Below are 17,259 nucleotides of genomic sequence, written 5' to 3'. Positions count from 1 at the left end.
CACCGTAACCTCGCCCATGCCCCCGCCACGGCACGCCCGCTTTGCAGGAGTAGGGATGCTGACTCGGTCGTGCTTGCTGGGCCTGCCGCTGTTGTGGCTGGCGGCTACGGCCAACGCCCAGACGCCGCTGCGCGCCGCTCAGGGCGCAACCCACACCGTCGCCCTCAACGGCGGTCCGCCGCGCGTGCGTGCGGCGGCCGCAGTTAAGCCCGCCACACCGGAAAGCCTGACGGACGCGGGCGACTTCTACTGGGCCGACGGTCGCAAGGTGCCGCTGTTGCGTGTTGGCGGCGAACTGGTGGTGGGCGTTGCGCCGTCAGTTGACGCCGAGAGCACCTCGCAACAGTTGACCGGCCCTGCGGGCGCGTTGTCAGGTTTCAAGCAGTCGGCAGCGCTGGGGCGGCGAGTTGTGAGCCTGGCGGGCCCGGCGGGTGTCGATACCGAAGCCATGATCAAGGGTGCGGCGTCGGCCGCCGGGGTGGCTTGGAGTGGGCCCGTCTTCTTCAACGCCCGGGTGGGAGCGCGCCTGTGGGTCACGGACGAGATCGTGGTGGCGCTGGCACCGGGTAGCAATCCGGACGCCTTCTTCACGCCCGACTTCGTCGGCTACCGACGCTTGCCGGGTACGCCGGACCAGTACGTAGCGACCCTGGCACAAGGCGGCGTGGCGGCGATCGAGACCGCCAACCGCCTGCACGACGCGCCCGGGGTGTGGTGGGCTTCGCCCAACTTCTTTCACGACTTTCGCGTCACCACTAACGATCCACTCTACGGCGATCAGTGGCACCTGCACAACAGCGGACAAACCGGCGCCTTGAGCGATGCCGACGCCGACGTGCCAGAGGCCTGGACCACGACGAGCGGCAGCAGCGCGGTGGTGATCGCCGTGCTTGATAACGGGGTGCAAACCGCTCACCCAGATCTGGCCGCGAACATGTTTGTCAACAGCGGTGAGGTGGCCGGTAACTTGATCGACGACGACGGCAACGGGTGGGTCGATGACCGCAGCGGCTGGGACTTCGCCGACGGCGATAACGACCCCAACCCGGCAACTATCTACGACGACCACGGCACGGCTGTAGCGGGCGTGAGCGCAGCGGTGGGCAGCAACGCCCTCGGCGTCACCGGCGTGTGCCAAGGCTGCAAGATCCTGCCGCTCAAGATCGCGAAGGACACTGTTGGTGATGGCGGTGGCTTTGCCAGCTCCGCCGCCATTGCCTCAGCGGTCTACTACGCCGCCGGTCGCACCGCTGATGGCCTGGGTAGCTGGCGCGGCGCCGATGTGCTGAACAACAGCTGGGGTGGCGGCTCGCCCGACTCGACGCTGACGACCGCATTCGACTGGGCCAGCAGCAGTGGCCGCGGCGGCTTGGGCGCTGCGGCCTTCGTCGCTTCCGGCAACGGCGCTTCCGGATACCAGGGCTTTGTGCTGACCGGGTTTCCCGCGGGTAGCTGGATCATCGAGTGGCGCTACACCAAGGATGCTTCCGTCAGTTCGGGCGACGACACGGTCTGGCTGTCAACGGTGGTGCTCCCCGATGGCGCCATCGAACGCTTCGACACGCCGGGTTTGCCCGGCGGGTGGAGCAGTTCCGGTGCGGCGCCTTGGAGTGTGGTCGACGACCCGAGCCATGCCTACGGTACCGGGCGCTACCAGGCCAAGGCCGGTACGATCGGCAACAGTCAAACGACAACCTTGCGCTCGCGTACCGTCACGGTCTCGGGCTCAGGCGATATGATCTTCTACGCCTGGGTGTCGAGTGAAGCCAATTGGGACAAGCTCGACGTATTCGTCTCTAACAATGGCGGCTCCAGCTTCAGTGGTCCATACTTCGGGGCCAGCGGTGTCCCGGAGACGGAAAGCGCCGTGGGCTATCCGGCCAATCTCTCGAGCACGATCGCAGTTGGCGCCAGCACGGATTGGGACTATCGCTCGAATTACAGCCAGTACGGCAGCCCGCTCGATTTCGTCGCTCCCAGCAACGGCGGCTTTGCGGGCATTACCACCACCGACCGCACCGGCGTCTTCGGCTACAACGCCAGCGTCGGCGCCGCCGGCGACTACACCGCGAGCTTCGGCGGTACCTCGTCCGCCACGCCGCTGGCGGCGGGCATCGCCGGACTGTTGCTGTCCAAGAACGCCGGCCTCACCGCCGCCCAGATCCGCACCGCCATCCGCAATACCGCCGACAAGATCGGTGGCGTGAGCTACGGCGGCGGCTTCAATCAGTATTACGGCTACGGGCGGGTCAACGCCAATGCCGCACTCGCAGCGGTGGCCGAGCCTGGAACACCTACTTCCACGGCGACCGCGACCGCTACCGCGACGTCAACGCAGACCCCCACGCACAGTGCGACCTCGACACCAACCTTCAGCCCGAGCACTACCGCCACGAGCACTACAACGGCCTCGGCCAGTGCCACGCCCACGCTCACCGCCACAACAACACCGAGTCAGACGCCGGCAGACACAGCCACGGCGACCACAACGCCGTCGGCCAGCCCAACGGCAACAGCGACCGACACCGCGACCTCGACTGCCACGACCACACCAACAGTGACGGCAACCGCAACTCAGACCTTCACCGCCACCGCAACCACGACACCGAGCAGCACTCCGACCGCGACGCCGACCGACACCGCGACCACCACGCCGACGGCGACACCAACCGCCAGCCCAACCGCAACGGTGATCGACACCGCGACCTCGACTGCCACCATCACACCGAGCAGCACTCCGACCGCGACGCCGACCGCCACCGCGACCACCACACCGACGGCGACAGCAACCGCAAGCTTTACGAATACCGCCACCAGCACTCCTTCGCTAACCCCGACTGCGACACCAACCGCAACAGCGACCGACACCGCGACCTCGACTGCCACCACCACACCAACAGTGACGCCAACCGCAACGGCGACGTCTACCCCGACTCATACCTACACCACCACCGCTACCGCGACGCCGACCAGCACTCCGAGTGCGACGGCGACGATCACGGCTGCCGACACCCCCACTGCCACTGCCACTGCGACGGCCACATCGGCAGCAACCAGCTCACCCACCGCCTTACCGACGCTTGCCGCCACGTCCAGCGCGACCGCCACTGCGACTGCCACAGCCACCGCCACCGAGACGGCGGCGGGGTCGCATACTCCCGCGCCCACCGCGACGTTCACGGCCACGCTCACCGCCATCCACACGCCCGGTGAGACGCCGTCGCCGACACCCACACCCACGCCCACCATCCCCACGGGCAGCGGCTGCGTCGGCGACTGCACCAACGACGGCGAGGTCACCATCGACGAACTGGTACGGGGGGTGAATATCGCGCTCGGGATCATGGCGTTGGACGACTGCCCGCCGTTCGACAGCAGTAACGATGGGGCGGTCACCGTGGACGAGCTAGTGCAGGCCGTGAACAGCGCCCTCGCCGGCTGTCTGCCGTGAACCGCCCGAGGCCGGCGTGCACTTGCCCGCGCGCTTCGGCTATAGTGCCGCCTGCGTATGGAACCGCGTGACAGTTCATCCCCGATTGTTTCACCGCGGATTGCGCCGCGCGCGATCGAGCCGATGGAGCAGCGCCTGCTCTTCGTGATCGGCCCGCCGCGCTCGGGCTCGACCTTGCTGATGCGCATGCTCAGCTCGCACTCGGCGATTTACAGCCGCCCGGAACCGCATTTGCTGACGCCGCTGGCGCATCTGGGTTACTACGACAGCGTCGACGCCGCGCCCTTCGATCACCTGCAAGCGGCGCAGGCGACGCGTGAGTTTGTCGCCGACTTGCCGGGTGGCGAACAGGACTACCTCGACGCCTGCCGCGCTTACGTAGACGTGCTCTACGGCCGCATGCTGGCGGGGCGCGGCCAGGGCAAACCGCTCTTTCTCGACAAGACGCCGGCCAACGGGCTGATCTTGCCGTTTCTGACCAAGCTCTATCCGCGGGCGCGTTACATCGTACTCACCCGCCACCCGGCGGCGGTGTTCAGCTCGTACGCCAACTCGTTCTTCGACGGCGACTTCGAGGCCGCGCGGAGGTTCAACCCGATCTTGAACCGTTACGTGCCGGCGATGGCGCGGTTCATCCGCGAGCGGGCGGTGCCGCTGATCCAGGTCGGTTACGAACAACTAGTGCAGAACCCGGAAGCCGAGATGGAGCGCGTGTGCGACTTCCTCGGCTTGCAGTTCGAGCCCGGCATGATCGACTACGGCGCCCATGAGCACGACTCCAAAGGCCTCGGCGACCCGGTCAATGTCAACCGGCACACCCGGCCGGTGACCGAGTCGGTGGAGAAGTGGGCGGCGGAGCTGGCCGGCGATGCGCGTAAGCTGAACATCGTGCGCGACATGGTGGCGGCCATCGACGATGCCGATTTGGCGACCTGGGCCTTTCCCCGCGCCACGTTGTTCGCGCCGGTGGAAGCAGCCGGCCGTAGCGGCGGCTTACGCCCGTCACGGCGCCCGCCGCTCGACCGCTTTCAACTCCAGCGCAAGCTGCTGCTGCGGCTGCGCCGCAACATCCAGCACAACGCCTTCGGCCGCGCCGTCAAGCGTGTGCGCTTCTTCTGCGACGTGTTGCTGCGCGGCTAGGTGCCGCTCTTCAAGAATACGGCAACGTAGGCAAAGGGTTCCTGCTCACACCGGGTGAGATCGCCGCCACAGCGCGAGCCAGGCCAGGCCGCCCAGTATTGCCGCCAGGGCCCATAAGCCCCACGGGGATGTAACGGGGGCTGCCACCGGAGGCCGGGGAATCGCGGGGCCCCCTTCGTCCACGATCATGCCGTTCACCGTCAGATCATCGTCGCCCAGAATGCCGTCGGTGAGCATGAACATGGCCATGTTCCCGGTCATGATCGTGTTGTACGGCGGACTGGTAGGCAGATTGTAGTAGATCGATGGCCCGTGTCTGCGGTAAACGAACCTGCTGAGATCCTGAGCCCCGTGGAAGATCACGGTCACGTACGCCGTGGAGCAGGAGCCCGAGCAGGTCGGCCCGCCGTTGCATAGCTCGAAGCTCAGCAGGCCGAACGGATAGTTGAACGACAGATCGGGCATACTCGTGCTCTCGCTTCGCGCTTGAACCATCAAGTTCTGATCGCACGAGCTTTTCAACGTGATGTAGCCCCGCGGTCCGGGCAGCGAGGTTACGTCAGCCTGATCCTTGTCCGGCGTCCCATCACCGTCGCCGTCACCGCTGGGCAGACCACCGGCGAACGGCGCACCGTCCTCGGTGCCACCGGACACGCCGTCGCCATCGTCCACCGTTGGCGGCGGCGCCGTTGGAGTGACGGTGGGCGTATACGTGGGCGTCGCGGTGCCGGTGATCGTCGGAGTGCTGGTCGGCGTGCGAGTTGGCGTCGCGGTCGGCGTGTCCGTCGGCGTGTTGGTTGGAGTAACCGTCGGCGTCTCGGTTGGTGTCGCCGTGGGCGTTTCAGTCGGTGTCTCGGTCGGCGTTTGTGTCGGCGTGGCGGTTGGTGTCTCCGTTGGCGTCTCGGTCGGTGTCTCCGTCGGCGTTTCCGTCGGAGTGTCGGTCGGTGTCGTCGTCGGGGTCTCGGTGGGCGTGGGCGTCGGGACGTCGTAACACACTTGCAACCGCGGCTCTTGCTGGCTCACTTCGTCCCAGGCGGCAATGTCCACGAAGTTCAGCCCCGTCGGTTGCCCACCACTGACGGAGACGCGGAGGTAAGTCGTGCCGGTCAGACTAACGTTGGTGAGATTTGCCAACGCAAAGTTATTCACTGCGCTCGTCGTCAGTGACGAAACGCCCGTGCCGCTATGTGCGTCGTTTCCCGGGTCGCGTGTCCAGACCGCCGCGCCACAGCCCGCCGACCAGTCAATCCAGTCTGCCTGGAGATTGAATCCGTCCGTGTTGGCGGCAGCGGACACGTAGAGATCGAGCTGTGCGCTGGTCACCGTCGCGTCATCCGGTAGCGACGCGCCGGTGTCGAACTTGAAATAGAGATTGGGCACAGAGAAATTAGTGCCGCCAATCAGCGAGCGGGCCGCTGTGATAGTCGTGAACGCGGTGCTGCACGAGGCGAAGGCCACGCTGCCGTACGAACTCTGCAGATTGGATGCTGCCCGTGCGTCGTCCCCGCTCGCCGTCGTAGCAATCGTGACACAGGTGTCAGCCGCAGCCGGCCCAGCGAAGACCAGCCCACAGGCGACCGCCAATGCAGCAAGGGGCATAGCGAGCCGCCGCCGCCTTCCGAGCAGGCGTTCGGCTCCGACTCCGTCCTGACGCACCTTTGTATACATACGTCCTGGCTCCATTCGTGCCCCCTATTATGGGTTGTGTGCTGATCACCCGAGCCTAGTAACGACGCCTCGCATAATGATGCATAGCGCTAGCGCTATTTCGCGCGTAATGTCAAGGGATTTTGGCCTTGGCGGGCAGCGGTGGGCGCCGGGGATTGATGCGCGACGGAGTGCCGGAGGAAATGGCCGGCCACTACTTCCCGAAGCCGCAGATGTGCCGAGGCTTAGCGGCCGGGCGGGCGAGCCGGCTCGCGGCGGGCTACGGCGTCAAGATGATCTTCCCGAACGTCTGCTGCGACTCGATGCGGGCGTGCGCCTTGGCGGCATCGCGCAGCGCCATTGTCTCGATCGGCAGCGCGATCGCCCCGGACATCAAGCCGTCGAAGAGCGCGCCGTATACGCCCGCAATTTGCTCCATGTGCGCCTGGATCGTGGTACCGAGGAAGTAGGTGCGCAGCGCCAGGTTGCGCCCCGAGTGCAGCCAGTAGTTGATCGCCGCCGCCGGCGGATCACCGGCGGCGTGACCGAAGAGCACGATCGTGCCCTCGGTCGCGGTCATATCTACCGTGCGCTGGAAGTTCGGGCCGGCCACCGAGTCGTACACGACATCGGCGCCGCGGCCGTCGGTGAGTTGGCGCACCCGCGCCAGCGGATCTTCGCGCCGGTAGTTGATCACGTGGGTATGCCCGGCGCGCAGCGCCACCGCGGCCTTCTCATCGCTACTCACCAGCCCGATACCGGTGGCGCCGATCTGCCGCAGCAAACCCCCGAGAAAGCAACCCACGCTGCCGGCGGCGGCGTGGGTCAGTACGACGGTGTCGGGCGTGACCTGACAGATCTGTTTGGCGAGGAAGTACGCCGTTAGCCCGGCCACCGGGCAGGCCGCGGCTTGGGCAAACGACAGCCCGTCCGGAATCGGCACGGCGATCGCGCTGAAAGCGAGCGCGAACTCGGCATAGGCGCCGTCGGTGTTTATGCACAGCACACGGTCGCCGACTTTGAGATGTTCGACGCCCTCGCCGACCGCGTCGACCACGCCGGCAAAGTCCGTCCCCGGGGTAACCGGCAGGGCCACATCCGGCTCATCGCCGCGACGGGTGTTGATGTCGTGGAAGTTGACTGCGATGGCGTGGTTACGCACGCGCACGAAGCCCGGCAGCGGCTCCGGCACCGGCAGCTCCACCACCCGCATCACTTCCGGCCCGCCTAATCGGTCATATTGAATCGCCTGCATCGTCGTCGTCATGCGCGCCACCGTAGCAAACCCGCCGCGCCGACACTACTGGTTAGCGCTGGGTCGTTGACACGCCAGGTAGTTGAGGGAGAGCCGCCGCCGCGATGACGCCAGTCCGCCCCCCCCGAGCAGTCTAGCGGCCAGCCATCCGTGCTGGTCGCACTAAAGGCGGGCTTGCACCCTTGCCGGTCGAGAAGCGGTGGGACGCGCGCCGGTTACGAGATCGTCGCCCAGGCGTTCTCGTGCGTGTGCAGGTAACGGTTGACCTTCAAATTGGCAACCAAGTAGGCGAGGGTTTCGAGGTAACTGCCGCGCGGCGGCGGTAGCAGGCGCTTGGCGATCGAGCGCACGGAATAGAAGCCCTCGTAGACGTACTTAAAGCCATCCATCATCTGCGCCGGCGTCATGTGCGCGGGTCTGATCAGCGGGCTACCGTAGTCGTAACGGCCCCAGTCGTGCACCAGAATTCGCCCGGCGGCGGACATCTCGTCGTAAAACTTTGTGCCCGGATACGGGCAGGGCGTGAACAGCTTTAGAAACGAGACCTTGTTGTCAAGCAAGAAATCGAGCGAACGCGAAAAGCTGTCGGCCTTGTCGCCGTCGAGGCCCACCATCAGCAGCGCGATGACCTGAATGCCCCGGCGCCGAATCGCCGCCAGGTCCTGGGCGAAGCGGTGCGGCAGGTTGAAGCCTTTGTTGACCGACTCCAGGCTTTCAGCGCTGATGCTCTCCAAGCCGATGGACAGGCTCACGCAGCCGCTACGAGCGGCGAGATCGAGCAGCTCGGGGTCACGTGCGATGTTGATCGTCGCCTGGCTGGCCCACTTGAGCTTGAGCGGGAGCATCGCTCGAAACAGCTCCTTGGCCTTGTCCGGATGCCCGATCGGGTTGTCGTCGAGAAACAAGATGCGGCTGGCGCCGAGCGCCTTGATCGCGCGCAGATCCTCGATGACCTCGGCCACCGGCCGGGTGCGAAAACCACGCTGGTAGTAAGTCTGCACCGCGCAGTACTCACACGGGTGCGGGCAGCCGCGCGAAAATACCACCGGCCAGTGGAAGTACATGCGGTAGAGCCAGCTGGTCTTGAACGCCTCGTACTTGAGCAGCGGCAGGCTGGTGTAGTCGATGCGCGGCAGGTTGACGAGGCTGTGCCAGCGCTCGCTGCGGTAGATACGGCGATTGCGCCCCTCGCAGAAATCGGCGAGCAGCTGCGGCCACACCTCTTCGGCTTCGCCGGCGACGACGGCGTCGGCGTGCTTCAGCGACTCTGCCACCGTCAAGCTTACCCAGGTGCCGCCGAGCACCACCCGCACGCCGCGGCCACGGAAGTGGTCGGCAAGATCGTAGGCCCGTTTGATCTGCGGTCCCATGGCGGTGATGCCGACCAGGTCGGTGTCGCAGTTCAGGTCTACGTCATAGAACAGCTCGTCAACCAGCGACACCTCATGCCCGGGTGGGGTCAGGGCCTTGAGATAGGGCAGGGTGAGTCCGCTGGTCCAGTAACGGGTGGTTTTGTGGAGCGAGCCGCCGGCGGTGTAGTGAGTCGGTGAAATCAGCAGGACGCGCACGGCGCGGATTATCGAGCATTGCTCCTCCAAGTCAACGCTGGGAGGAGGGCACCTGCCTGAGTGAAGCGGCGATGCGCGCGACGATGCCGGCGTTCGGTTTTGACTTTTGGTTGTCGATCTTGTTTTGTCACCGCCGGCTAAGGTGAACATGACTTCGTTGTTGGTGGGGGATTTGCTGGAGCACGCCGTCGCGATTCACGGCTCGCGGGTCGCGCTTGCCGACGGCGACACGCGCTACACCTACCGTGAGGCCAGCGAGCGGGTGCGGCGGCTTGCAGCCGGTTTGCTCGGGCTCGGGCTCACCCCCGGCGATCACGTGGCGGTGCTGGCGGGCAACTCGCACCGTTACTGGGAAGCATATTTCGCCTCTCACTACGCCGGCACCGTGCTGGTGCCGTTGAACACCAGACTGGCTGCCGCCGAGATCGCATTTACCCTGCGCGACGCGCGCGCCTCGGCGCTGCTGGTGGCCGCGGATTTCGTGGAAGCGGTTGCCGGCCTGCGTGCCGAATTGCCCGATCTCAGACACGTAATCGCGCTGACCGGCGAGGCGCCGGCAGGAATGCTTGCCTACGAGCGCCTGCTGGCGCCGGCGCCGCCGCTAACCCACGCCGCACGCCATTGGCGCGAAGACGACATGATAAATCTCTTCTACACCTCCGGTACCACCGGGCGCCCGCGCGGTGTCATGCTCAGTCAGCGCAACGTGGTCGCCAACGCCCAGCATGGGCTGATGAACTTTCCCTTCCTCGAGGACGATGTCTGGCTGCACGCGGCCCCCATGTTTCATGTTGCCGACGCCTGGGCATGTTACGCGCTGACCGCGGCCGGTGCCCGGCACACCTTCATGCGCGGGTTCTCGCCCGCCGCCTTCGCCGAAGTCGTGCGGCGCGAAAAGGTGACCCTATCGGCGCTGGTGCCGGCGATGATCGGCTTGCTGGTCGATCACCCTGGGCCTTCGGCGGCGGACTACGCCTCGCTCCGCTTGCTGGTGTTCGGCGGCGCTCCGATGCCGGTGGATCTGCTGCGGGCGGCCCGGCGGTGCTTCGGACCTATCCTGTGCCAGGGCTACGGCATGACCGAGGCGGCGCCGATGCTGGCCTCGCAGAAGTTCGAGTGGTTGGACTACGATTCCCCGGCGGCCAGCTCGCGTCTGGGCTCGGTGGGCCGCGAGGTCGTGGGTGTTCGGCTGCGCGTGTGCGATGCTGCCGGCCGGGAGCTGCCGCCGGGTGAGGTCGGCGAGCTCACCGCCCGGGGCGCGAACGTCATGCTCGGCTACTGGCGCCGCCCGGAAGAGACCCGCCAAACGCTGCGCGACGGCTGGCTGCACACCGGGGACCTCGGCCGCATCGACGACGACGGCTTCGTGCACATCGTCGGCCGCCTCAAGGACCTGATCATCACCGGCGGTGAGAACGTATCTGCGGCTGAGGTCGAGGCCGTGCTCTGCCGGCATCCGGCGGTAGCCCAAGCGGCGGTGATCGGCTTGCCCGACCGGCAGTGGGGCGAAGCGGTGGCGGCGGTGGTCGTGCCGCGCGCCGGCGGCACGCTTAGCGCGCCCGACTTGATCGCGCACTGCCGCCGGCACTTGGCGGGCTACAAATGCCCCCGCCATTTCGCCTTCGTGCACCAGCCGCTACCGCAATCGGGTACCGGCAAGGTGCTCAAGGCCGAGCTGCACCAGCGCTTTGCGCACTTGGAGGTCGAGGGGTGACGATGCATTTAGGCCATGAGCCGGCGGCGCTTCCTAGCGACGATCGCGACCAGCAGTTGTGCCAGGCGGTGGCGCGAGCGCGGCGCAGCACGTTCTACGCTCGCCACCTCGCCGGCCACGATCTGACGCGCGCGGCCGAGCTCAACCGTCTGCCGCTGACGTTCAAGCACCACCTGCGTGACGCCAGCCCGTTCGGGATGCTGGCGGTGGCGCCCGCGGCCGCCTGGCACTACCACGAGTCGAGCGGCACCACCGGCGAGCCGATCTCGACCTGGTGCGGCCTGCTCGAGGTGCGGCTGCTGGCGGAGATGCTGCGCCGCATGGTGCCGGAGCTGTCGGCCGGCGCGATCTTGCTGAACCGCTTCCCGCTGTTTGCACCGGCGGCGTTTATCTTCGAGCAGGCGCTGCAATCCGCCGGGGCTTGCCACATCCCGGCGGGTAACCTGACTTGGGATGTGCCGTTCACCCGCGCGCTCGGCTTCATCCGCCGCCTGGGGGTGACCGCGCTCGCCTGCCTGCCCTTCGAGGCGATGCTGTTGCGCGAGCTGGCGCGCGAGCAGGGGCTGGACCTCGGTCGCGAGGCCGAGTCACTCAAAGTGATCTTCTGCGGCGGCGCGGTGCTGCCGCCGGCGCTGCGGCGCGCTATCGAGCAGGATTGGGGCGTGCGCGTGGTCGAACTCTACGGCTCGAACGAGGCCATGGGCCTGGGGCTGAGCTGCCTGCACGGCCGCCTCCATCTGTGCTCGGATTTGGTCGAGATCGAAGTGCTCGACCGCCACACTCACGCCCCGGTGCCGGCCGGTGATGCCGGTGTGCTCACCGTCACCAGCCTGGTGCACGAGGTCATGCCGCTGGTGCGCTATTACACCGAAGACCTGGTGCGGCTGGACCAGGAGCCGTGCCCTTGCGGGGACCCGCGCCCGACCGCGACGGTACTGGGGCGGCTCGAGGAGCTGCTCGAGTTCGGCGGGCGCGAGGCCTCCGCCTGTGAGGTGCTCGATGCTGCCTACGAGGTGAGCGACCGGATCGGCACGCGAACATTCTTCATCGTCGTGCGCCAGCGCGGGCTACACTTCCTGATCGAAGCGCCGCAGCCGGCCCGGCTGGACCAAGCCGCGGCGGAGCGGGCACTGGGCGAGCGCTTGCACCTCCCGATCACGGTCGAGTACCTGCGCCATGGTGAGGTGTTGGACCGCAGCGCTTTGCTGCGCTCGCCGCGCATCTACAAACCGAGCCTGGTCTGCGACTGGCGCCGGCAATCCAAGAAGAGCATCACCATCATGGAGGCCTTGCTCGAGTGGCCGCGCTTCGACCTGCCTACCGTGCTCGGGATCGCTGGCCGGCAGCTGCGCAACGCCCGGCGCCGCCGCCGCCTGCTGCGCCAGGAGCGCGAGTGACAGTCGTGGCGGGACTGTCGTTGATAGGCCCCGCGACCACCGGGGCGACAGTCGATGCCGCCGGACCTGTGCTCTGGCAGTTCGGCCGGAGCGAGTACCGCAGCGCGGTGCGCCGGGGGAGGTTTCGACCCGGAATCGTTCATGAATCGCCGTTGATCAACGGCCGGGCCACGGTCGTCTTCATTCACGGCGGCGGTGGCGCCCCCGGACAATTCGCTCATTTGGCAGGCGCGCTGCGCCAGCGGGCGAATCTGGCGGCATTCCTCTACGACGACACCGCGCACCTGGCTCCCGCCTCCTGCTGCTTGCGCCAAGGGCTGTTGGCGCTACCCGCGCCGATCATTCTGGTTGCCTACAGCATCGGCGCTCTCCTGCCGGCTTACGCCGGTGCAAGCGATCCGCAGGGCCAACTACGCGGGCTGACGGCCGTCTACGTTAACCCGTTGATCGGCGGCAGCTGCTATGCGGATGCCGACCGCTTGCTGCTGCTGTTGGGGGACGTGCCCGGGCTGCGCTGGCTGCACCGGGTCAAGCGCGTCATCCAACGGGCGCTGTTGCCGGCGGTGGTTCAGGACCTCGCTCCCGAAGGCGATTTCCAGCAGGCGATCTTCGGAGCCAGCAGCCTGGCATCGTCGTTTGCGTCCGGCACCGTCATGTTGTTCACGGAACGGCCGGGAGAAGAGCCCGACATTCGGGAGGACCGGGTAGTGAAGTTCTTCGGTCGTTCGCGGCGCGAACTGATCGAGCGCATGGGAGCGGTGGCGCCGGTGAGTCCGGCGCAGCGCAACGGTCATGCGGCCCCCCTGGCTGATCCGGAACTCGTCCTGCCGCTGATCGCAACGGCGCTAGAGGGTGTACCTCCCGAAGGGTGAGCGGGGCTCCGACACGCCTCGCGGGATAGAGAGCTACGGGTCTGACCTATCGCGCCTCACTCACATTACATGTCGCCTACCCAGCGGCGCGCGTTTGGTTTTGCCTTTTGCTTGTTTTTGTGATGCCTCTTACCCATGCAGACTCAGGCTCAGACCGTATCGCCGCCGGCACTCTCGCCGGTGCGCACGGTCATCAATCGCTTCATCTTCCGCGCCATGTTGTTTACCATGGGCGCGATCGCCGTGGTCATGTATCGCCTCATCCGCGACAAGAACGTCACCTGGGCGTTCGCCAAGGCCCAGGCGCGCAACCTGACCCGGCTGTGCGGCGTGCGCGTGAAGGTGCGGGGCTTGCAACATCTTGCCGGCGGGCCGTACATGTTCACCCCCAATCACCAGAGCCACTTCGACATCGCCGCACTGCTCGGCTACCTGCCCGGCAACAACCGCTTCGCGGCCAAGCAGGAGATGTTCAACGAGCCGATTCTCGGCCTGGTGTTGCGCACCATGGGCATGATCCCGATCGATCGCAATAATCCGCTCGAAGCCATCGACCGGCTCAACCGCCTCAACCTCGATCGGTTCTCCACCATCATCTTTCCCGAAGGCACGCGCAGCCGTGACGGCAACCTGCTGCCGTTCAAGAAGGGGCCGTTCGTCGCCGCCATTCATCTCGGCATTCCGGTCGTGCCCGTGGTCTGCAAGGGCACCCAGGCGATCATGCCGAAGGGGGGCTACCTCTCGATCGTTCCGGGAGAGGCCGAACTGGTGGTGCTCGAACCGATTCCCACCGCCGGCATGACCTACGAAGACCGCGATCGCTTGCGTGAGTTGGTGCGCTCGCGCATCGCCGCTGAGCTGTCTGCTTAAGCCCACCGGATACTCGCCGGATCAGGGCGAGCAACCGGCCGGCATTGCTATCGCCGCAGGCGGCGCTGCGGGCGAGCTTCGATTTCGTCGACCGCCGGCAGCGCCGCCGCTGCCGCCGCCGGCCAGAACGGCGCGAATTGAAACCACTGGGTCGGAAACTCGCGGATCATGGCCTCGAACTCACGCACCACCTCGCCCATGACGCGATCGAGCGCGTGAGCATCGCGAGCTTCGCGGGCCAGAAAAAAACGGCCAGTGACACGAATGGCGTAATGGCGCGGCCCCAGGCGCGGAATGAAGACCGGGATTACCGGCGCTCCGGCCAAGCGCGCGAGCACGAACGGGCCGGACGGAAACGGGGCGAGGGCGCCGAAAAACGGCAACTGCCGCGCGCCGCCGGGCCCGAGCATGCGATCGAGCTGGATCGCTACCACCTCGTTTTGACGTAACGCGCGAATCATGTTGAGCGACGAGAATACCGAACTGTCCGAGAAGATGACCCGCACCCCGGCCTGCTCGCGGGCACTGCGCACGTACTCCTGGGTGGTGGCATTGACCTCGCGGGCCATAACCACGTTGATCGGGCGCCCGTAGTCGCACAGCGCCTTAGCCGCAATGTCCCAGTTGCCGAAGTGGCCGGTGACCACCACCGCGCCGCGGCCAGCGCGCAGCGCCTCGGCCAGTGGATCGTGTTGGGGAGTATCCAGGCGGATCGCTCGCGGGCGCGGCCCGTAGTACTGCGTCGTCTCGGTCAAGCAGTGCGCGAACTCGGCGAACATACGCAAGCCCGTCAGCCCGGCGCGCCGCCGGTCGGGTTGGTCCAGTATGCGCTGCAAGTTGGTGATGGCGCCGCGGCGGTTGCGACCGACGATGGCGAAGATGATTGCCGCGATGACCGGGGGCGAATAGTGCGTCCACCAATCCGGCCCGTAGACGCAGCCGAGGTAAGCGAATCTTCGCCACCACAGCCCGTCGAAGCGTACGGCTTGGGCGAGTCGGGCGCGCAACGGGGCCGTGGGCGGCATGGCTCTCAGCTAACACGCGCCCGGCAGTGCCGCAATCGGCCGCCAATTCTTACAACGGATTAAACGGATCGAACGGATTTCACGGATGGGAGAAAGCCGAGGCTTCGACGTCGGCATTGCTGGTGGCCGCTCATTCGATTCCGAATCCGCCCAATCGGTTTAATTCGTTCAGTTCGTTGTAATCCTGCGTTGTTCGCCGACCTACGGCGCGGCGTAGCGGCCTTTGTCGTGGCAGGTGAGGCAGAGCCGGCTGCGCGCGTCGCTGCGCCAGAGCAGGCTTTCGCCGCTGTTGCCGGTGTTGTGCACCGAGTGGCAGGTGCCGCACTCCATGCGCTCGTTGCCCGGACCATAGAGATGGTCTCTAACGGTGGTTGTCGGCGTTAGGCTGGCGGCATCCGCCGACCTGATCTCTTTGTCCCCCGACCGCACCGCGTCGTAGTCGAAGCCGATCGGGTGGTGGTTTCCCAGGTAATTGTCCTTGCCGATGATGTAGGCCTCGGCGATCGTGGCACCCCCGCCGAGCTGCGAGCCATTGCCGTAGGTGTTGATGGCCACGCTGCCGTCATGACAGCTGAGGCAGAGCAGAGAGGTGCTGCCCGGAGTTCGGCCAGAGGCAATCGCTTGCGACGCCTTGGCGCCGGCCTGTGGTGCGCCGAGACCGTTCTGGTAGGTCGTGTAGGAAGCGAAGTTGCCGGTGAGTTCATGGTTCCACAGGGGCAGGTAGTCGAAGGTCGCCGAAGCCTGTGGGCCACTGGTTCCGTTGTCGGCGCTAGTTGCCATCTGATCCCATTGTGACCGGCCGGCCGCGCCCTTACCGTTGTGGGGTACGTGGCAGAAGATGCACATGTCGGATTTGCGATCGCCCTGGTACGCGCTATTGCTCGGCTTGGTGAAATCGTGGGGGCTGCCAGCCAAGCCGGAGCCCGAGGCGGCAAGTGCCCAGGCAGGTGATGTCGTCGCCACCAACCAGAAGAGTGCAGCCAGCAGGCGCACCACTACGGCGCTCATTGTTTCACCTCCCATGCGGTGTCCTTTGCTTCGTGCTAAGGGCAACCGCTGTGCCAAGGAGATGAACGGGCCAAACGCCTGAGCGATCACGCCAACTGGTGAGCAGCCGGCGCATCACGTTTTTGCCGAAAACCGAGCCAACGCCCGGAACATGCCGAGCGCGGGTGGTTCGCCCGTGACCAGTGGCGTTGGGTCAGAACGAGGCGGCACCGCCTCGCCAGCCTCGACAAGAGCGGTGCTCCCGGCGCTGCACCGCAGCGTGAGGAGGCCTTGCAATTGGCCGGGCAACAGGCTCTGGTCGGCGCATGCGAACCAAGCTGACCGGCGGGGCCACCATAGTGGCCTGGTGCGGTTTCTTCCTCGCCGTTGTGCAAGCCGCTGACGCGACCAACCGGCTCGTCGCGCTATTCGACGAATCGCACGGGCAACGTTTCCTGGCCGGGAGAGACGGCCCGCTCGATTTATCCCGCTTCGCGCAGGTGCTCGCGGATCAGCGCTTCGAGATCACGACCACCGGCCGGGAGCTCACCGATCAAGAGCTGGCAGGCGCCGGCGGGCTGGTGATCTCGGGTGCGTTCAAGCCGCTGACGGAACGCGAGGTCGAGGCGGTCACGCGCTTCGTCGAGCGGGGCGGGCGGCTCTGCATCATGCTTCACATCGGCCCGCCGGTTGCCGGCTTGCTGCACCGCTTGCACACGTCCATATCCAACGCCGTGATCTTCGAGCAGGACAACATCGTCGAAAACACGCCCGCTAACTTCCGGGTCACTCGACTCAGGCCGCACGAGTTAACCAGGGGCATGAAGGGGTTCAGCATCTTCGGCGGCTGGGCCTTGCTAAATACGCGCGACACCATCGTCGCCGAGACCAGCCCAGGCGCCTGGATCGACTTGAACGGCGACGCGAAGCGTACTGAAGGTGACGCAGTTCAGTCGTTCGCGGTGGTGGTAACCGGAAACCTCGGTCGCGGACGCTTCGTCGTCTTCGGAGACGACGCCATCTTCCAGAACCAGTTCCTCAAAGAGGGCAATCTGCTTCTGGCCAAGAATCTCGCGGCCTGGCTAAGCGCGATCAGCAGCTGAAGTCGTCGGGAACTCAGCCGGCGGTAAGGCGCAGGCTGAGGTCCGGCGGATGCAAGTTTGGGGATAGGTTCGGAAGAGCCAAGCAAGCAGGGGGGGAAGGCGCGAGGGGAACGGGCGCATTCCCCTCGCGCCGAAGCCGGGCAACGGTTGGCGTTACGGTGCGGTGTAGGTGCCCTTGTCGTGGCAGGTCAGGCAGAGCTGGCTGGCAGTATCGCTACGCCACAGCAGGG

The 17,259-nt window shown here is 66.2% G+C and carries 12 protein-coding genes; 7 read left to right on the top strand and 5 right to left on the bottom strand.

The features are described 5' to 3' along the window. Positions 1–55 precede the first annotated feature (55 nt). Both HY699_18690 and HY699_18685 read left to right on the top strand, forming a co-directional pair. On the top strand, positions 56–3,451 hold the full coding sequence (locus tag HY699_18690; protein MBI4517839.1) for a S8 family serine peptidase: 3,396 nt from the start codon (positions 56–58) through the stop codon (positions 3,449–3,451). A 57-nt stretch (positions 3,452–3,508) separates the two neighbouring features. Then, positions 3,509–4,591 (top strand): sulfotransferase, encoded by a 1,083-nt coding sequence (locus HY699_18685; protein MBI4517838.1) that lies wholly within the window; start codon positions 3,509–3,511, stop codon positions 4,589–4,591. Positions 4,592–4,636: 45 nt separating this feature from the next. On the opposite strand, the gene HY699_18680 is transcribed toward HY699_18685, so the two are convergent. From HY699_18680 to HY699_18670, 3 genes are all read right to left on the bottom strand, one after another. Beyond that, positions 4,637–6,190, bottom strand: a complete 1,554-nt coding sequence (locus tag HY699_18680; protein ID MBI4517837.1) for a hypothetical protein — start codon at positions 6,188–6,190, stop codon at positions 4,637–4,639. Positions 6,191–6,518: 328 nt separating this feature from the next. After that, a complete protein-coding gene (locus tag HY699_18675) occupies positions 6,519–7,505 on the bottom strand; it encodes a zinc-binding dehydrogenase (GenBank protein MBI4517836.1) in 987 nt (328 codons plus the stop codon). 203 nt (positions 7,506–7,708) lie between these two features. Continuing rightward, positions 7,709–9,061: a B12-binding domain-containing radical SAM protein gene (locus HY699_18670; GenBank protein ID MBI4517835.1), complete on the bottom strand. Its 1,353-nt coding sequence runs from the start codon at positions 9,059–9,061 to the stop codon at positions 7,709–7,711. Between the two features lie 148 nt (positions 9,062–9,209). Here HY699_18670 and HY699_18665 point away from each other — a divergent pair, with 148 nt between their 5' ends. From HY699_18665 to HY699_18650, 4 genes are all read left to right on the top strand, one after another. Then, positions 9,210–10,775, top strand: coding sequence for a long-chain-fatty-acid--CoA ligase (locus HY699_18665; GenBank protein MBI4517834.1), 1,566 nt, complete (start codon positions 9,210–9,212; stop codon positions 10,773–10,775). Further along, complete coding sequence (locus HY699_18660) at positions 10,772–12,172, top strand: phenylacetate--CoA ligase family protein (protein MBI4517833.1); 1,401 nt, start codon at positions 10,772–10,774, stop codon at positions 12,170–12,172. The genes HY699_18665 and HY699_18660 overlap by 4 nt, the downstream gene beginning before the upstream one ends. Further along, positions 12,169–13,044 carry a hypothetical protein gene (locus HY699_18655; GenBank protein ID MBI4517832.1) on the top strand — a complete coding sequence of 292 codons (876 nt, stop codon included), beginning with the start codon at positions 12,169–12,171 and terminating at the stop codon, positions 13,042–13,044. Before HY699_18660 ends, HY699_18655 begins: the two co-directional genes overlap by 4 nt. A 135-nt stretch (positions 13,045–13,179) precedes the next feature. Then, on the top strand, positions 13,180–13,914 hold the full coding sequence (locus HY699_18650) for a 1-acyl-sn-glycerol-3-phosphate acyltransferase (protein MBI4517831.1): 735 nt from the start codon (positions 13,180–13,182) through the stop codon (positions 13,912–13,914). Positions 13,915–13,961: 47 nt separating this feature from the next. Here HY699_18650 and HY699_18645 read toward each other — a convergent pair whose 3' ends face one another. Together HY699_18645 and HY699_18640 are read right to left on the bottom strand one after the other, a co-directional pair. Beyond that, the gene (locus HY699_18645; GenBank protein MBI4517830.1) at positions 13,962–14,939 is read right to left on the bottom strand and encodes a lysophospholipid acyltransferase family protein; all 978 of its coding nucleotides are present in this window, start codon (positions 14,937–14,939) and stop codon (positions 13,962–13,964) included. Positions 14,940–15,140: 201 nt separating this feature from the next. After that, the gene (locus HY699_18640; protein MBI4517829.1) at positions 15,141–15,947 is read right to left on the bottom strand and encodes a hypothetical protein; all 807 of its coding nucleotides are present in this window, start codon (positions 15,945–15,947) and stop codon (positions 15,141–15,143) included. Between the two features lie 368 nt (positions 15,948–16,315). On the opposite strand from HY699_18640, the gene HY699_18635 reads away from it, so the two are divergent. Beyond that, on the top strand, positions 16,316–17,029 hold the full coding sequence (locus HY699_18635; GenBank protein ID MBI4517828.1) for a DUF4350 domain-containing protein: 714 nt from the start codon (positions 16,316–16,318) through the stop codon (positions 17,027–17,029). Positions 17,030–17,259: the final 230 nt, after the last annotated feature.

This window comes from Deltaproteobacteria bacterium, assembly GCA_016210005.1.
Taxonomy (GTDB): Bacteria; Desulfobacterota; Binatia; order HRBIN30; family JACQVA1; genus JACQVA1.
This window is presented reverse-complemented; position numbering and strand designations above follow the sequence as displayed.